The organism is Kitasatospora purpeofusca (genome assembly GCF_036010405.1).
Taxonomy (GTDB): domain Bacteria; phylum Actinomycetota; class Actinomycetes; order Streptomycetales; family Streptomycetaceae; genus Kitasatospora; species Kitasatospora purpeofusca.
The window spans coordinates 6,083,435-6,098,105 of record NZ_CP108561.1 but is presented as its reverse complement, the minus strand read 5'-3'; the positions used below and the strand labels follow the sequence as shown (position 1 = coordinate 6,098,105).

Below are 14,671 nucleotides of genomic sequence, written 5' to 3'. Positions count from 1 at the left end.
CCTATTCCCCTTCGACCCGCATGGTGCTGGCCACGTCGCGCACGCTGTCGAGTGCGCGGAGCTTGTCGACCGTCGCCGACAGCGCGGCGTCGGTCGCACGGTGGGTGACCACGACGAGCGAGGCGTCGCCGTCGCGGCCCTGCTGGCGCACGGTGTCGATGGAGACGCCGTGCTCGGCGAAGACGGAGGCGACCTGGGCGAGCACCCCCGCGCGGTCGTCGACGTCCAGGCTGACGTGGTAGCGGGTGACGACCTCGTCCATCGGCTTGGCCGGCAGCTGGGTGTACACCGAGTCACCGGGGCCGGTGGCGCCGGCGAGCTTGTTGCGGCACACCGCCACGAGGTCGCCGAGGACCGCCGAGGCGGTCGGCGCGCCGCCCGCGCCCGGGCCGTAGAACATCAGCCGGCCGGCCGCCTCGGCCTCCACGAACACCGCGTTGTACGCCTCGCGGACCGAGGCCAGCGGGTGGGACAGCGGGATCATCGCCGGGTGGACCCGCGCGGTCACCGACTCGCCGTCGGCGGCCCGCTCGCAGATCGCCAGCAGTTTGACCACGCAGCCCATCTCCTTGGCGGAGGCGATGTCGGCGGCGGTCACCTCGGTGATGCCCTCGCGGTACACGTCCGCGGCGGTCACCTCGGTGTGGAAGGCGATGCCGGCCAGGATCGCGGCCTTGGCGGCGGCGTCGAAGCCCTCCACGTCGGCCGTCGGGTCGGCCTCGGCGTACCCGAGCGCGGTGGCCTCCTCCAGCGCCTCCGAGTACCCGGCGCCGGTGGTGTCCATCTTGTCGAGGATGAAGTTGGTGGTGCCGTTGACGATGCCCAGCACCCGGTTCACCCGGTCGCCGGCCAGCGACTCGCGCAGCGGGCGCAGCAGCGGGATCGCGCCCGCCACCGCGGCCTCGTAGTAGAGGTCGACCCCGGCCGCCGCGGCGGCCGCGTGCAGCTCGGTGCCGTCCTGGGCGAGCAGCGCCTTGTTGGCGCTGACCACCGAGGCGCCCTGCGCGAACGCCGCCAGGATGAGGTTCTTGGACGGCTCGATGCCGCCCACCACCTCGATCACCACGTCGATGTCGCCCCGGGTGACCAGGGCCTCGGCATCGGTGGTGAGCAGGTGCTCGGGCACTCCGGGGCGGACCCGCCCCTGTCGCCGGACCGCGATGCCGGCGAGCTCGACCGGCGCGCCGATGCGCGCGGCGAGGTCGGCGGCGTCTGTCGTCATGATGCGCGCCACCTCGGAGCCCACCACACCACAGCCCAGCAACGCCACCTTCAGCGGCCGCGTACGCATCATCCGACTCCGCTCTGCATTCGTCGTTCTTCGGTCGTTCCGGCGGGCATTTCGGTGTCCCGCCGGACTTTCGGTCCCTACCAGTCTCCGGGACTTTCCGTACGGATCTACGGTCGTTCCATGATCTGAGACAAGGATTTCGTCATCCGATATCGAGACGCAGGAGATCCTCCTCCGTCTCGCGCCGGACGATCACCCGGGCCGCACCGTCCTGGACGGCGAGCACCGGAGGCTTCAGGGCGTGGTTGTAGTTGCTCGCCATCGAGCGGCAGTAGGCGCCGGTGGCGGGCACCGCGATCAGGTCGCCGGGGGCCAGGTCGGCCGGCAGGAAGGCGTCCCGCACGACGATGTCGCCGGACTCGCAGTGCTTGCCGACCACCCGGACCAGCATCGGTCCGGCGTCACTGGTGCGCGACACGAGGGCCACCGTGTACTCGGCGTCGTAGAGCGCGGTGCGGATGTTGTCGGACATCCCGCCGTCCACGCTGACATAGGTGCGCAGACCTTCGAGCGGCTTGACGGTGCCGACCTCGTACAGGGTGAACGCGGTCGGGCCGACGATCGCCCGGCCCGGCTCCACGCTCAGCCGGGGGGCGGTGAGGTTCGCGGCGGCGCACTCGCGGCGGACGATGTCGGCCAGCGCGGCCGCGATCTCGGCGGGCTCGCGCGGGTCGTCCTCGCTGGTGTAGGCGATGCCGAGGCCGCCGCCGAGGTCGATCTCGGGCAGCTCGACGCCGTGCTCGTCGCGGATCGACGCCAGCAGGCCGACCACCCGGCGGGCGGCCACCTCGAAGCCGGCGGTGTCGAAGATCTGCGAGCCGATGTGCGAGTGGATGCCGCGCAGTTCGAGGCTCCCGGGGTGCGCCAGCACCCGGCGGACGGCCTCGGCGGCCGCTCCCCCGGTCAGCGAGAGGCCGAACTTCTGGTCCTCGTGCGCGGTGGCGATGAACTCGTGGGTGTGCGCCTCCACGCCGACGGTGACCCGGATCAGCACCGGCTGGCGCACGCCCTGGCGTCCGGCCACGGCCGCCAGTCGCTCGATCTCCTCGTAGGAGTCGACCACGATGTGCCCGACGCCGGTCTTCACCGCGTTCTCGAGCTCGTCCACCGACTTGTTGTTGCCGTGCAGCGCGATCCGCTCCGGCGGCATCCCGGCCGCCAGCGCGACGGCGAGTTCGCCGGAGCTGCACACGTCGAGGTTGAGGCCCTCCTCGTGCAGCCAGCGCACGACCGCCTTGGAGAGGAACGCCTTGCCGGCGTAGTAGACGTCCGCGTCGGTGCCGAAGGCGTCCCGCCAGGCGCGTGCCCGGGAGCGGAAGTCGGCCTCGTCCATGACGTAGGCGGGGGTGCCGAACTCGGCGGCGATGCGGTTCACGTCCAGGCCGCCGACGGTGACGACGCCGTCGGCGCCGCGCGCGACCGTCTCCGACCAGACCTTGGGGTCGAGCGCGTTCAGGTCGGCCGGCGGTGCCTGGTAGTGGCCCTCGGGCAGTACGTCACCGTGACGGGGGCCTGCGGGATGTGCGGAGCGAGACATGTCCTCGGTTTCCTCGACCTATGGCGAGGGGCGGCGACGGTCCGCGTTGACCGTCAGCCGCCCCCGCTGTGCACGTGGGGGTGGTGCCTACATCCGCTCGGGCGACGTCACGCCAAGGAGCGTGAGGCCGTTGGCGATGACCGTGCGTGTCGCGTCGGCCAGCCAGAGCCGGGCGTGCGTGAGGTCGGTGACCTCCTCGTCGCCCTTCGGCAGGATCTGGCAGTTGTCGTAGAAGCGGTGGTACTCGCGGGCGAGCTTCTCCAGGTACGTCGCGACGTGGTGCGGCTCGCGCCACTCGCCGGACTTGGCCACCACGCCCGGGAACTGGGCGAGCTCGCCGAGCAGGTTGGACTCCCACTCGGTCGACAGCAGCTCCGGTTTGAAGTCCGCGCTGCGCGTGATGCCCTTCTCCACGGCGTTGCGCTGCACCGAGCACATCCGGGCGTGCGCGTACTGCACGTAGAAGACCGGGTTCTCCGCCTTCTGGCTGGTGACCAGGTCGATGTCGATGGTGATCGTGGAGTCGGTGGAGGAGCGCGCCAGCATGTAGCGGGCGGCGTCCACGCCGATCCACTCGACGACGTCGTCGATCGTGATGATGTTGCCGGCGCGCTTGGAGAGGCGGACCTCCTGGCCGTCGCGCAGCATCTTCACGAACTGGCCGATCTTGACCTCGATGTTCCGGTCCATGTCGTCGCCCGCGCAGGCGGCGATGGCCTTGAGCCGGTTCACGTAGCCGTGGTGGTCGGCGCCGAGCATGTAGACCGAGACCTCGGAGCCGCGGTCGCGCTTGCTGAGGTAGTACGCGGCGTCGGCGGCGAAGTAGGTGGTCTCGCCGTCGGCCTTGATCAGGACGCGGTCCTTGTCGTCGCCGAAGTCGGTGGTGCGCAGCCAGATCGCGCCGTCCTGCTCGAAGACGTGGCCCTGCTCGCGCAGCCGCTCCATGGCCTTCTCGACGGCGCCGGAGTCGTGCAGCGACTTCTCCGAGAACCAGACGTCGAAGTGGGTGCCGAACTCCTCCATCGAGCGCTGGATCTCGGCCACCATGAGCTTGAGGCCCTCGGCGCGGAAGACCTCCAGCTGCTCGCCCTCGGAGAGGTCGAGCACGCCCGGGACGCCCTCGACGATCGCCTTGGCGATGTCGGCGATGTACTCGCCGACGTAGCCGTCCTCCGGGGCGGGCCTGCCGTTGGCGGACGCCTGGAGCGACCTGGCGAACTTGGAGATCTGCACGCCGGCGTCGTTGAGGTAGTACTCGGTGGTGACGTCGGCGCCGGTGGCCTTGAGGATGCGGCCCAGCGAGTCGCCGACGGCCGCCCAGCGGACGCCGCCGATGTGGATCGGCCCGGTCGGGTTGGCGGAGACGAACTCCAGGTTGATCTTCAGGCCCTTGAGCGCCTCGTTCCGGCCATAGCCCTCGCCCGCCTCGACGATGCTGCGGGCCAGCTCGCCCTGGGTGGCGGCGTCGAGGGTGATGTTCATGAAGCCCGGACCGGCGATGTCGACCTTGGTGACGCCGGTGATCCCTCGCAGGCGCTCGGCCAGCAGTTCGGCGACGGCTCGCGGCGGCTTGCCGGCCGGCTTCGCGAGCTGGAGGGCCACGTTGGTCGCGTAGTCGCCGTGGTCCCTGTTCTTGGGCCGCTCGATCGTCACGTGCTCGGGCACGGCGACGGCCAGCTCGCCCGCCTCGACGGCGGCGCTCACTGCGGCCTGGACTGCCTGGGAAAGCTCTGCGGGGGTCACGACGCCAAGCGTAGGCGAGAGGGGGTGGGCCCTCGCCACCCGGTTTGCCGGTTGAGACACCGGGGCGGGCCGCTCGGGCCCGATCGCTCAGGCCCGATCACTCCGACCTGTTCGCCCAGGGCGAAACCCGTCCACCGCCCCGCGGTCGCGGTCGCGCTCCATCAGCCGCCGCACCAGCGCGACCAGGTCCGCCGGATCGAAGGGCTTGCCGAGGTAGCCGTCGACCCCGACCGACTCCCCCAGGTCCAGATCGGACGGCGAGCAGGCGCTGACGATCGCGATCGGCAGCAGCCGCGTCCCCGGCGCCGCCCGCAGCCGGGCCGCCGTCCGCAGGCCGTCCAGCCTCGGCATCATCACGTCCAGCGTCACCACGTCGGGCTTCACCTGGCGGACCACCTCCAGGCACTCGGCACCGTCGGCGGCGGTCACCACCTCGAAGCCCTCGAGCTCCAGGTTGACCCTGATCAGCTGGCGGATCACCTCGCTGTCGTCCACCACGAGGACCCGCCCGGACACTCCCGACACCTCACCGAGGGTATCGGCGGGCCCGCCGCCCCGTCCGGGCTTTGGCCACTTCCGCCCGGACCGGCTGCCCGGAGCCGGCGCCGGACCGCCCGTCGGGCCTCCGGGAAACGCGTGCACGGAGCACGGCGCGGGCCTGGTAGTGTTCTCCACGTCGAAGCGAACGCGACGACAACAACGAGCAAGCCCCCGTAGCTCAGGGGATAGAGCACCGCCCTCCGGAGGCGGGTGCGTAGGTTCGAATCCTACCGGGGGCACTTCGCAAGAAGTGCAGAACAGGCCCAGGCCAGTGGCGAGTTGCCACCGGACTGGGCCTGATTCGTTTTTCCGGCGCTTCCCGGCGCTTTCCGGTGATGACGCCCGGTCAACCCGTGGGGCCGGGGCGCGGCCCCACGGGGACGGTGGTCAGCTCGCGGCGGCGGCGCCCGCTCCGGCGGGGGCGGCGAAGGTCTCGGCGGGGCCGAAGTCGGTGAAGGTCACCTTGTTGACGGCCTTGGCGCCCTTGCTGACCACACCCTGCTCGACGTACCGGGTACGGCCCTGGGCGTCGATCCACTGGTCGAAGTCGAAGCCGGTGATGCCCTTGGCCTTCGACGAGCTGTAGGTGCGCGGGTCGATCTCGGCGATCTGCTCCAGGTCGATGTGGCCGGACAGGTGCTGGGTCGGAACGCCGTCGCGGGTCTCGGCGCCCTTGCGGGCGGACGGACCCTGGGCCAGCAGCAGCTTGGCGTAGACCGTGTAGTCGAGCGCCACCGTGTCGGCGGACTTCGGCGCCTTGGTCCACTTCTCGTCCGGGCCCATGCGGGTGTACGTGGCGTCGGCGGTGGTGACCGTCTCGACCACGAGGTCAGCCTCGGCGATCTTCATCTCACCGCGACCGGTGTATGCCGTGTTGAGGTTCTGCCGGGCGGTGGTGATGCCGGCGGCCTTGCCCCCGACCTCGGTGATCATCTTCACGGAGACCGCGTAGGGCTCCTTGCTCGCGTTCTCCACGGCCTTCGCCGGGTCGAAGTCCCCGGCCGGGGCGGCCGGGGTCGTGGCGACCGGCGCCGGGGTGGTGACGGCCGGGGTCGGGGTCGGGGTCTCGGTGGAGGTGGGCGAGGGGGCGGCCGAGGTGGTCGCGGGCGCGGCGGCGGCGGTGGTCGCCGGGGCGGTGGCCGCCGCGGTCTTGTCCTCGGTGTCGTTGCAGGCGGTGAGCGCGGCCAGGGCGACAGCGGTCGCGGCGGCGGCGAGCACGGTGGTACGGCGCATGGTGATGGAACTCCGTGGTGAACGGGGCGGCGGCCCGGTGAAGGTCTCGGCGGGGCCGAAGTCGCTGCACGCGATGGTGATCGCGGCCTTCCCCCATCGACGACTGGCGCCTCCTCGACCCGGCGGGTACGGCCCCCTGCGCGTCGGCGCACCCGGTGTCGAGGTTCTGCCGCACCGTCGACACGGCGGTGGAAGCCCCCCCAAGGCGCACGGATGGTCCGTGCGCGGAGAGTTTCCCACAGCGCGTGACTGCCGGTCGAACCGGATTTCGATCCCGCGTCCCGGCTGCCGGGCGGGTCAGGAGGACGCGTTGGGGGCGTCCGCCAGGCGGTCCATCAGGCGGGCGGCGAGACGGAGGACTTCGCGCTCGGTCTCGGAGAGGGCCCCCAGCGCCTCCGCCAGCCAGGCGTCCCGACCGGCCATGTCACGGGCCAGTGCGGTACGCCCGTCCGCGGTGAGGTGGAGGACGGACTGCCGGCGGTCCCGCTCGCCCGGGACGCGCCGGAGCAGGCCGTCCCGCTCCAGTTCGGCGAACACCCGGGTCAGCGACTGCGGCTGCTGGTGGTCGGCGGCGGCCAGCTCCCCCGGGGACATCGGGCCGTGCCGGAGCAGGTGCCCGAGCACGCTCAGCTTGTTGAGGCTGAGGCCCTCCCCCACGCGCTCGGAGCGCAGTCGGCGGGCCAGCCGGACGGTGCCCTGCCGGATCTCCGCCGCCTCCGGAAGCCACGGCTGATCAATCTCCATATTGCTACGCTAACACTTACTGTTCTGGCAGCAGATAATCGGCACTTCCTCGTTCAGCGTGAGCAGGCAAGGGAGAAATCCGTACGTGATGAGTAGCTACTTCTCCTGGCTCCGCCGGGCCGTGCGCTTCGACCCCGGGCTCCGACTGCTCCGCGGGACGGCCGTCACCACGGCCGCCATGCTGGCCGCGTACGGCTCCGCGCTGCTGATCGAGCACTTCGCCGACCTGCGGGTCGACGTGGTCGTCCAGGCCGTGGTGCTGGCCGCCACCGCCGCCCGGGTCCAGCTCGCCGCCGACCGGTACGACCGGCTGCTCGGACTCGCCGTCCTGCCGGCGGCCGCCTCCGGCGCCGCCGAGATCGGGCGGCTGATGACCCTCCACCCGAACGCCGCCGACGCCCTCTTCACCCTCGGGACGGCGCTGGCGGTCTGGCTCCGCCGGTTCGGCCCCCGGGCGGCCCGGGGCGGCGGCCTGCTGGTGCTGCCGCTGGTGGCGCTGCTGGTCATGCCGCCCGACGCCGGGCCGGTCGCCGGCCACGACCACACCCTGTGGGTCGCGCTGATCGCCGTCGTGTCCGGGGCCTGGGTGGCGCTCTTCCAGGCCGCCGCCGTCCGGACCGGGCTGGTTCCGGCTCCGGTCCGGGTGCCCGCGCCGGAGCCTGAGCCGAAACCGGAACCGGAACCGGAGGCCCGTCGGCGGCCGAACGTCCACACCCGGATGGCCCTCCAGATGGCGGGCGCGGTGGGCGGGGCGTTCGTCGCCGGGCGGGCCGTCTGGCCGGACCACTGGGCCTGGGTGGTACTCACCGCGTTCATCGTCTGCAGCGGCGCCCGCGGCCGGGGCGACGTGCTGTTCAAGGGCTTTCAGCGGGCGGTCGGCGCGGCGGCGGGCACGGTGGTCGCGACGGCCGTCGCGGGTTCCTTCGGCCCGCACGAGGACGCCGCCGTCGTGCTGATCTTCGCGGTCCTGGCACTCGCGACCTGGCTGCGCGAACTCAGCTACGCCTACTGGGCCGGGTGCGTCACCGCCGTGCTCTCCCTGCTGTACGGCTGGTTCGGGCAGAGCTCGGACGACCTGCTGCGCACCCGGCTGGCGGCGATCGGCCTCGGCGCGGCCGTCGGTATCGCGGCCTCCTGGCTGATCCTCCCGCTCCGCACCCGGGACGTGCTGCGGCGGCGCACCGCGGACGCGCTGGCCGTGCTGACCGAGCTGCTGGGCTCCTCCGGCGGCGACCGGCCCGCCCTGCTGCGCGGGCGGGCGCGGTTCGCTTACGGGGCCGCTGAGCTGGAATTGCTGGCCCGCCCGCTGCGGGCCGAGCGGCGCGCTCTCGGACTGGCCGGGCGACTGCCGGGCGGAGCTCCGTCCACCCACCCGCACCGGGCCGACGTGGTGGACGCCGTCGCCGCCTGCGAGGCTCCGTTGGGCGTGCTGGTGGACGGGGCGGTCGCCGACCCCGCCCTCTGGTCCGACCCCCGGGTGGCTCGGCTCAACCGGGCGGTGGCCGCCAACAGCGCGGCGGTCCGGCGAGCGATCGGCCGGCGACCCGGGCCCGCCTACCAGGGGATCCGCGCACGGATCCCCCGGCAGGCCGGGGCGACTCCGGCGGGCTCTCCCGAGCAGTTGCGGATGCTGGCGGCGCTGCTCGCCGTCGACGACGCGCTCGGCACGATGGCCGCGGTCTTCGGCGACCCGCCGCCAGCCGAGGCGGAGGCCGTCAAGGAGGCGGGGATCTCCTGACCGTTCCGGCGGCGCCGACGTCTCGCTGCTGGAGTGGGAAGTCGGAGCGGCCGACTTCCCACTCCACGTCACCCGAGCGAGGGGCATCCGCGCGCCGACGCCGTTCCTTCCGGCGAGGTCGATGAGCAGGCGGAGTAGGAAGTCGACGAGGCTGACTTCCTGCTCCTGGGTCTTTCTTCGGTGGCTCCCTTGCTGGGTGCAAGGGAGCCACCAGGACGGAGCCGTGCCGTTGGTGGAGTGGGAAGTCGGTGGGGCCGACTTCCCACTCCGGGGTGGCTACTGGGGTATGCGGGTGTGGGGTTGCTGGTCGGTCTGGTGGGCGGTCCAGGTGTGTTCGGTGGTGCCGTCGGGGAGGGTGTGGGGTTCCCAGTGGCCGTGGCGGGTGATCGGGGGTGGGGGCGGGCCGATCTTCAGGGCGGTGAGGACGCCGGTGATCACGGTGGTGATGGCGAGGGCGAGGAGGACGGCGAAGGCGGCGCCGACGAGGAAGCGGCTCACCCCGGGGCCGCTTCGCGGAGCAGGGTGAGGAGGTTGAGGAGGGTGGAGACGGGGGCGTCGCCGAAGTCGACGAGGAGGCGGCCGTCGATGGTGGGCTCCGCCACGGTGATGGAGCCCCAGCGGAGGCCGAGGGGTCTGCCGCGTTCGTGGAGTTCGCGGAGGAGTGCGGTGACCTCGGGTTCGGTGTAGGTGCGCAGGTAGGGGTCGTGGGGGTCGACGGGGGCGTTCACGCGGCGAAGTCCAGTTCGAACCAGACGACCTTGCCGGTCTTGGTGGGGTCGACACCGAGGCGGTGGGTGAGGGAGCGCACGAGGTGGAGGCCGCGCCCGGACACCGCGTAGGGGTCGGCGGAGATGCGGGGCTCGGGGAGGTCGGGGCAGTCGTCGGCGACGGAGACGCGGAGGGTGCGGGTGGTCAGGAGGACGACCACGACGGTCGGGGCCTGGCAGCCGGCGTGGCGCCAGGCGTTGACGTACAGCTCGTGGAGGGCGAGTTCGGCGTCCGCGACGAGGTCGACGGGCCAGGAGGCGAGGGCGAGGGCGGCGCGCAGCTCCTCGCGGGCGGCGGACCAGTCGGGCGGGCTGAAGGCACGCATGAGAAACCTCCGAGGGAGAGGCGGGGGTGGGGAGGAGGGTGTCGGCGGAACGTCACCGTGAGCCAGGCCGGGCCGAAGCCGGTTGCTCTGCGGCGCAAAAGGGCAGCAGGCGCCTACTGCCCCGTGACCAGGCATTACTGACGATCCGTCGGACCACCATGACCATAGCCCAGAACTACTTAAATTTAGGTAACTTGCGTGGAAGTTCCCCCTCCGGAGGGACAGGTGGCCTCACATGCGCAGCCCACGGCAGACTGAGCCCACCTAACGTCGAGAGGACGCCATGCCAGGTCGCCAGTACCCCACGCTTCGCCAGCGTCGCCTGGGTGCCGAGCTTCGGAGAATGCGCGAGCAAGCCGGTCTCGGTGGCAGCCAACTCGCCCGCGCTCTCGGCGTAAGCCCAGCCCAGGTAACGCAGATGGAGAGCGGGAAGGGCAGTGTCAACGCCGACCGCTTGCTGACGATCGCCGCAGCATGCAAGTTCACCAACCAGCCACTCATCGATGCCCTCACCACAATCATCGCAACACGCGAGAAAGGCTGGTGGGAGGAGTATCGAGGAGTTCTGTCAACGGACTTCCTTGAGGTCGCCGAGATGGAGGCCCATGCCCAGGTGATCTACACCTGGGCGACGACCTACGTACCAGGGCTTCAGCAGACCAGCGCCTACGCTTCCGCGATCTTCGCTCGCATCACACCGCCACTGCCCAAGCAGGACATTGACGTCCGAACCCAGTTTCGCGTTCGACGCCAGCAGGCTCTACGAAGCAGTGGAACAACACACATCTCGTTCATCCACGAGGCTGCCCTCCGGATGCAGTTCGGTGGCCGGAAGGTACTCGCCAGCCAGTTGGACGGCCTTGTCGACGACTCCGAGAACCAGACCAGTTCAGTACGAGTAGTTCCGTTCGACATGGACACCTTCCCCGGCGCTGGCGAGAACATCACGTTCGCCGAAGGGTCGGTCCCAGAACTCGCAACGCTTCAAATGGACACCGCACAGGGCGTCCTCTTCTTCGACTCCCCGGCCGACCTTGCCAACCACCGGACCACCTTCACGCGTCTGGCCGCCCTCGCGTTGCCTGATGATGAATCTCGAAGGTTCATTCGATCTATCAGGGACGACATGAGGCGCACGTATGAGTGAGAACCCATGGCGGAAGTCCAGTTTCAGCGGCGCATCCAACGAGTGTGTCGAGGTGCGTGTAGTGGGTGGGCTGGTCGAGCTCCGGGAGTCCGATGACGGTGACACCATCGTCCACACCGGCGCCGCTGCCTTCACCGGACTGCTCCACGCCATCAAGGCCGGCGAACTCGACCACCACGCCTAACCACCAGCGGCCCTCGCTCGTTTCGAGCGAGGGCCGCTGACAGTCATCCACAAGGTTCGAGCCCGTCCTCAGCCCCCGGCGGGGCCGAGGACGCGCTCAAGGAACTCCGGCACGGCGCGCTTCACTCCTCCGAACGCCTCGTGGCCGGCCCGGTACCGCTGCCAGCCCACCGGGTGCCCCCACTCGGCCAGCACGTCCCTCACCTTCGCGCCGCTCTTCTCCGGGATGATCCAGTCGAACGCACCATGACCGATCCAGACCGGCAGGTCCACCGCGACCGCCGACCGGCGCGACGCCAGCAGCGGCACGGCCTCGTCCGGGAGGAACGGCGCGTACAGGGCCAGCCCCGCCAGCCGTTGCGGATACCGCAGCGCCAGCACCAGCGCCATCAGCGCCCCCTGCGAGAACCCGGCGACGACCACCCGCCCGGCCCCCACCCTCGCGGTCTCCTCGTCCAGCACCGCACGCAACCGCCGTTCGATGGCGATCACGCCGGGCAGCGACGCCGGGCCGGGGTTCTCCAGGGCGAACACATCCTGTTCGAACCAGGCCCGCACCGGGTCGCCGGAGACCCGGCCGATCGGCCGCAGCGGCGCCTGCGGGAACACCCCGCGGATCCCCTCCCGGTCCAACTCCAGCCGGTCCGCCACCTCCACCAGGCTCTCCGGGCCCTGGCCGAGGCCGTGCAGCCAGAGGACGGTGGCCCGGTGCCGGCCGACCGGTTCGACCACCTCCACCGGCAGCCGCGCGGCACCGACGGCGTTCCCGCCGCCCACCGCGCTCCCGCCGCTCACCGGACCGGCGCCCGACGGGGCTGCGCCGGGCGCTTGAACACCATCGACGCGTACTGCCCGCCGAAGCCGAAGGAGTTCTTCAGCACCGTGGCCACCGGCCGCTCCACCGGCGTCAGCGAGGTCTTCACCGCGCAGGCCGGGTCCGGTTCGGTGCAGGTCACCACCGGCGGGACGACGCCCCGCCCGAGGGTGAGCGCCGCCGCCACCGTCTCCACCACCCCGGACGCGGCCGAACCGTGCCCGGTCAGCGACTTCACCGCACACACGTCCAGCTCCGCCGTCCGCTCGCCGAACACCCGGTGCAGCGCCCGGGCCTCGGTGATGTCGTTGAGCTTGGTGGAGGTGCCGTGCGCGTTGACGGTGTCGATGTCGTCCGGGGTCAGCCCGGAGCCGGCGATCGCGGTGCGCATCACCCGCTCCACCATGCCGACCTGCGGCGCGGTGATGTGAGTGGTGTCCACCGCGAGACCCCAGCCGCCGACCACGGCGTACGACCCGTCGAGGCCGCGCCGGGCGGCGTGGCCCGCTGTCTCCAGGACCAGCGCCCCGGCCGATTCGTTGATCACCATGCCGGAGCGGCGCCGGTCGAACGGCATCGACGAGAGGGCCGGATCGCCCTTCCAGCGGGACAGCGCCATCAGCTGCCCGTACTGGGAGAGCACGTACTGGGTGTTGCGGGAGACCGAGACCGCGACCACCGCGACCTCCACCCGGCCGAGCCGCAGCAGCCGGACCGCCTCGGCGATCGAGCGCAGGCCGCCGGAGCAGGTGGCCTCCACCCGGGAGGCGATCAGCGGCACGCCCAGGCGCCCGGCGAGTTCGACCGGGAAGGCCGAGTGGTCCGAAGCCTCCGCCGAGAGCCGGCGGCCGCGCAGGTTCTCCAGCACCTCGGCCGGGCCGTTGCCGATCCGCCGGTACCGCTGGCCGAGCTCCCGGAAGTGGACCGCGTAGTCCTGCGGGAAGGAACCGCTCGGCCCCGGCCAGACCCGGGACCAGACCAGTCCGGCGACGTCGCCGCCGACCGGGCCGGTGATGCCCGCGTCGGTGAGCGCCTGGTCGACGACGCTGTGCAGCAGGGTGTCGCCCCAGGTGCGGTCGGGGGCGCCCCAGCGTTCGGACACCTCCTTCCTGACGTCCTCCGGGATCAGGCCGGCCGCCCAGCCGCAGGGCAGCCCGCCGAGGTCCATCCGGTCCTCGGCGACGACTCCCGACCGGCCGGCCAGATTGGCCTCCCAGAAGTCCTCCACGGTCACGCCGATCGGCGTGACCACACCCATTCCGGTGATCACGATGTCCTCGTCCGTCACTGCTCCTCCTCCCGCCGTGCCCGGTGGTCGCCCTGGCCGCCGGTGACGCCGCCGAGCACCAGGGCGCCGGCCGAGGCGCTGCTCCGGCCGTGGTCGATCCCGGTGATCAGCGCGATGCCCGGGCCCGGCACCGAACGGGCCTGCCCGGCCACGGTGTCCGGACCGCCCAGCCGAGGGTCGGGACGGCGCAGCAGTCCGACCGGCGGCAACTGGCCCCGCCTCAGCGACTCGACCGCGAGGGCGGTGTCGATCAGTGCCGAGCACTCCAGGGCGAGGCCCAGGGTGCCCTTGCTGCTGGTCACCGGCACGGCGCCGATCTGGGGCAGGACGGCCGAGCACTCCTCCCGGTCGGCGGCCGGCGAGCCCGAGCCGTGCGCCCACCAGTGGTCCGGCCGCTCTCCGGCCCGGCGGAGCGCCGCCCGCACCGCCAGGCCGGTCGCGCTCGCCCGGTCGGCGGCGACCAGCGTCTCGCAGGCGAGCAGCCGGGCCAGCGCCCGGGGTGCCGGGGCGTCCGCCGGGGCGGCCCGCTCCAGCAGGACGGCGGCGGCGCCCTGGCCGAGCAGCGGTCCGGCCCGTTCCTCGTCGAACGGGCCGCGCCCGGGGACGGCCTCGGTGCCGAGCGGCTCGTCCCGGTCGAAGGAGTGCAGCGCGGTGACCGAGGACGGCGGGGCCACCCCGACCACCAGCACCCGGTCGAGTTCGCCGCTCTCCAGCAGCCGCAGCGCGAGTGCCAGCGCGCCCAGACCGCCGGCCGCCACCTCGCCGTAGGCGGCGACGTTGGAGCCCCGGAAGCCCGTCGTCATGCAGACGAACTGGCCGAGCTGGGAGGGGATGCCGCGGATGTAGGAGTAGTCCGGCACCTCCTCGTAGAGCAGGGTGGCGAGCGGCCGGGGGTCGTCCAGGGCCATCCCGGCGAGCCTGGGTATGACGTCGCCCAGTTCGTCGCCGGTGCTGCCGACGGCCATCACGGTGCCGCCGCGTTCCGGGTCCCCCCAGCCGGGGGCGTCGGGGGCGTCCGGGTCGCGGCCGGCCTGCCGCAGTGCGAGCCGGGCCGCCCCGACCGCCCAGTGGGCGGCCAGGTTGGCGTACTTGCGGTTGTCCACCCAGGGCCTGCCGGGCGGCCAGTCGACGGAGCTCCGGTCGACCGCGGCCACCGGCCAGGGCAGCGGCCCCGGCGGGCCGAAGAGCGACCGGCCGGCGGCCATCGCGGACCAGAGCGGTTCGGTGCCAGGACCGGCCGGGGAGATCACCCCGGTGCCGGTCACGATCACGTCGGACACGGCGCGGTTCCCCCTTCCCGCGTCACTCGCCTTCCCCGCC

General features: G+C 72.2%; 14 protein-coding genes, 1 tRNA gene and 1 pseudogene. 4 read left to right on the top strand and 12 right to left on the bottom strand.

Going from position 1 to position 14,671, the window contains the following annotated elements; genetic code table 11:
• Position 1: 1 nt before the first annotated feature.
• The 4 genes and pseudogenes from OG715_RS26840 to OG715_RS26825 all read right to left on the bottom strand — a co-directional run bounded on the left by OG715_RS26840 (position 2) and on the right by OG715_RS26825 (position 5,145).
• A complete protein-coding gene (locus OG715_RS26840) occupies positions 2–1,294 on the bottom strand; it encodes a homoserine dehydrogenase (protein ID WP_266271486.1) in 1,293 nt (430 codons plus the stop codon).
• A 139-nt stretch (positions 1,295–1,433) separates the two neighbouring features.
• Positions 1,434–2,828 carry a diaminopimelate decarboxylase gene (lysA, locus tag OG715_RS26835; protein WP_266271485.1) on the bottom strand — a complete coding sequence of 465 codons (1,395 nt, stop codon included), beginning with the start codon at positions 2,826–2,828 and terminating at the stop codon, positions 1,434–1,436.
• A gap of 87 nt (positions 2,829–2,915) precedes the next feature.
• Positions 2,916–4,571: an arginine--tRNA ligase gene (gene argS, locus OG715_RS26830; RefSeq protein ID WP_266271484.1), complete on the bottom strand. Its 1,656-nt coding sequence runs from the start codon at positions 4,569–4,571 to the stop codon at positions 2,916–2,918.
• 87 nt (positions 4,572–4,658) lie between these two features.
• A pseudogene (locus OG715_RS26825) lies at positions 4,659–5,145 on the bottom strand (response regulator).
• 133 nt (positions 5,146–5,278) lie between these two features.
• On the opposite strand from OG715_RS26825, the gene OG715_RS26820 reads away from it, so the two are divergent.
• Positions 5,279–5,350, top strand: a tRNA-Arg gene (locus tag OG715_RS26820).
• Between the two features lie 148 nt (positions 5,351–5,498).
• On the opposite strand, the gene OG715_RS26815 is transcribed toward OG715_RS26820, so the two are convergent.
• Together OG715_RS26815 and OG715_RS26810 are read right to left on the bottom strand one after the other, a co-directional pair.
• A complete protein-coding gene (locus tag OG715_RS26815) occupies positions 5,499–6,344 on the bottom strand; it encodes an LppX_LprAFG lipoprotein (protein WP_266271483.1) in 846 nt (281 codons plus the stop codon).
• 297 nt (positions 6,345–6,641) lie between these two features.
• Entirely contained in the window at positions 6,642–7,088 is a 447-nt protein-coding gene (locus OG715_RS26810) for a MarR family winged helix-turn-helix transcriptional regulator (protein ID WP_266271482.1), read from the bottom strand.
• Between the two features lie 88 nt (positions 7,089–7,176).
• Here OG715_RS26810 and OG715_RS26805 point away from each other — a divergent pair, with 88 nt between their 5' ends.
• The gene (locus tag OG715_RS26805; RefSeq protein WP_266271481.1) at positions 7,177–8,826 is read left to right on the top strand and encodes an FUSC family protein; all 1,650 of its coding nucleotides are present in this window, start codon (positions 7,177–7,179) and stop codon (positions 8,824–8,826) included.
• A 276-nt stretch (positions 8,827–9,102) separates the two neighbouring features.
• Here OG715_RS26805 and OG715_RS26800 read toward each other — a convergent pair whose 3' ends face one another.
• Genes OG715_RS26800 through OG715_RS26790 form a run of 3 tightly spaced genes read right to left on the bottom strand, consistent with a single transcriptional unit; the run spans position 9,103 to position 9,919 of the window.
• Entirely contained in the window at positions 9,103–9,324 is a 222-nt protein-coding gene (locus OG715_RS26800; RefSeq protein WP_266271442.1) for a hypothetical protein, read from the bottom strand.
• Positions 9,321–9,554 carry a hypothetical protein gene (locus OG715_RS26795; protein ID WP_266271443.1) on the bottom strand — a complete coding sequence of 78 codons (234 nt, stop codon included), beginning with the start codon at positions 9,552–9,554 and terminating at the stop codon, positions 9,321–9,323. The genes OG715_RS26800 and OG715_RS26795 overlap by 4 nt, the downstream gene beginning before the upstream one ends.
• On the bottom strand, positions 9,551–9,919 hold the full coding sequence (locus OG715_RS26790; protein WP_266271480.1) for an ATP-binding protein: 369 nt from the start codon (positions 9,917–9,919) through the stop codon (positions 9,551–9,553). Before OG715_RS26790 ends, OG715_RS26795 begins: the two co-directional genes overlap by 4 nt.
• Positions 9,920–10,202: 283 nt before the next feature.
• Here OG715_RS26790 and OG715_RS26785 point away from each other — a divergent pair, with 283 nt between their 5' ends.
• Complete coding sequence (locus OG715_RS26785) at positions 10,203–11,066, top strand: helix-turn-helix domain-containing protein (RefSeq protein ID WP_266271479.1); 864 nt, start codon at positions 10,203–10,205, stop codon at positions 11,064–11,066.
• Positions 11,059–11,250, top strand: a complete 192-nt coding sequence (locus tag OG715_RS26780; protein ID WP_266271478.1) for a DUF397 domain-containing protein — start codon at positions 11,059–11,061, stop codon at positions 11,248–11,250. Before OG715_RS26785 ends, OG715_RS26780 begins: the two co-directional genes overlap by 8 nt.
• 68 nt (positions 11,251–11,318) lie before the next feature.
• On the opposite strand, the gene OG715_RS26775 is transcribed toward OG715_RS26780, so the two are convergent.
• The 3 genes from OG715_RS26775 to OG715_RS26765 are packed head-to-tail and all read right to left on the bottom strand — an operon-like array spanning position 11,319 to position 14,631.
• The gene (locus tag OG715_RS26775; RefSeq protein ID WP_266271477.1) at positions 11,319–12,044 is read right to left on the bottom strand and encodes an alpha/beta hydrolase; all 726 of its coding nucleotides are present in this window, start codon (positions 12,042–12,044) and stop codon (positions 11,319–11,321) included.
• Positions 12,041–13,351 (bottom strand): beta-ketoacyl-[acyl-carrier-protein] synthase family protein, encoded by a 1,311-nt coding sequence (locus OG715_RS26770; RefSeq protein ID WP_266271476.1) that lies wholly within the window; start codon positions 13,349–13,351, stop codon positions 12,041–12,043. Before OG715_RS26770 ends, OG715_RS26775 begins: the two co-directional genes overlap by 4 nt.
• On the bottom strand, positions 13,348–14,631 hold the full coding sequence (locus tag OG715_RS26765; RefSeq protein WP_266271475.1) for a beta-ketoacyl synthase N-terminal-like domain-containing protein: 1,284 nt from the start codon (positions 14,629–14,631) through the stop codon (positions 13,348–13,350). The genes OG715_RS26770 and OG715_RS26765 overlap by 4 nt, the downstream gene beginning before the upstream one ends.
• Positions 14,632–14,671: the final 40 nt, after the last annotated feature.

What these genes read in the sequence shown, in the direction of transcription:
- OG715_RS26815 (WP_266271483.1), bottom strand. Translation starts at nt 6,344, where the DNA reads ATGCGCCGTACCACCGTGCTCGCCGCCGCCGCGACCGCTGTCGCCCTG.
- OG715_RS26780 (WP_266271478.1), top strand. Translation starts at nt 11,059, where the DNA reads ATGAGTGAGAACCCATGGCGGAAGTCCAGTTTCAGCGGCGCATCCAAC.
- lysA (WP_266271485.1), bottom strand. Translation starts at nt 2,828, where the DNA reads ATGTCTCGCTCCGCACATCCCGCAGGCCCCCGTCACGGTGACGTACTG.
- OG715_RS26805 (WP_266271481.1), top strand. Translation starts at nt 7,177, where the DNA reads ATGAGTAGCTACTTCTCCTGGCTCCGCCGGGCCGTGCGCTTCGACCCC.
- OG715_RS26785 (WP_266271479.1), top strand. Translation starts at nt 10,203, where the DNA reads ATGCCAGGTCGCCAGTACCCCACGCTTCGCCAGCGTCGCCTGGGTGCC.
- OG715_RS26810 (WP_266271482.1), bottom strand. Translation starts at nt 7,088, where the DNA reads ATGGAGATTGATCAGCCGTGGCTTCCGGAGGCGGCGGAGATCCGGCAG.
- OG715_RS26840 (WP_266271486.1), bottom strand. Translation starts at nt 1,294, where the DNA reads ATGATGCGTACGCGGCCGCTGAAGGTGGCGTTGCTGGGCTGTGGTGTG.
- OG715_RS26790 (WP_266271480.1), bottom strand. Translation starts at nt 9,919, where the DNA reads ATGCGTGCCTTCAGCCCGCCCGACTGGTCCGCCGCCCGCGAGGAGCTG.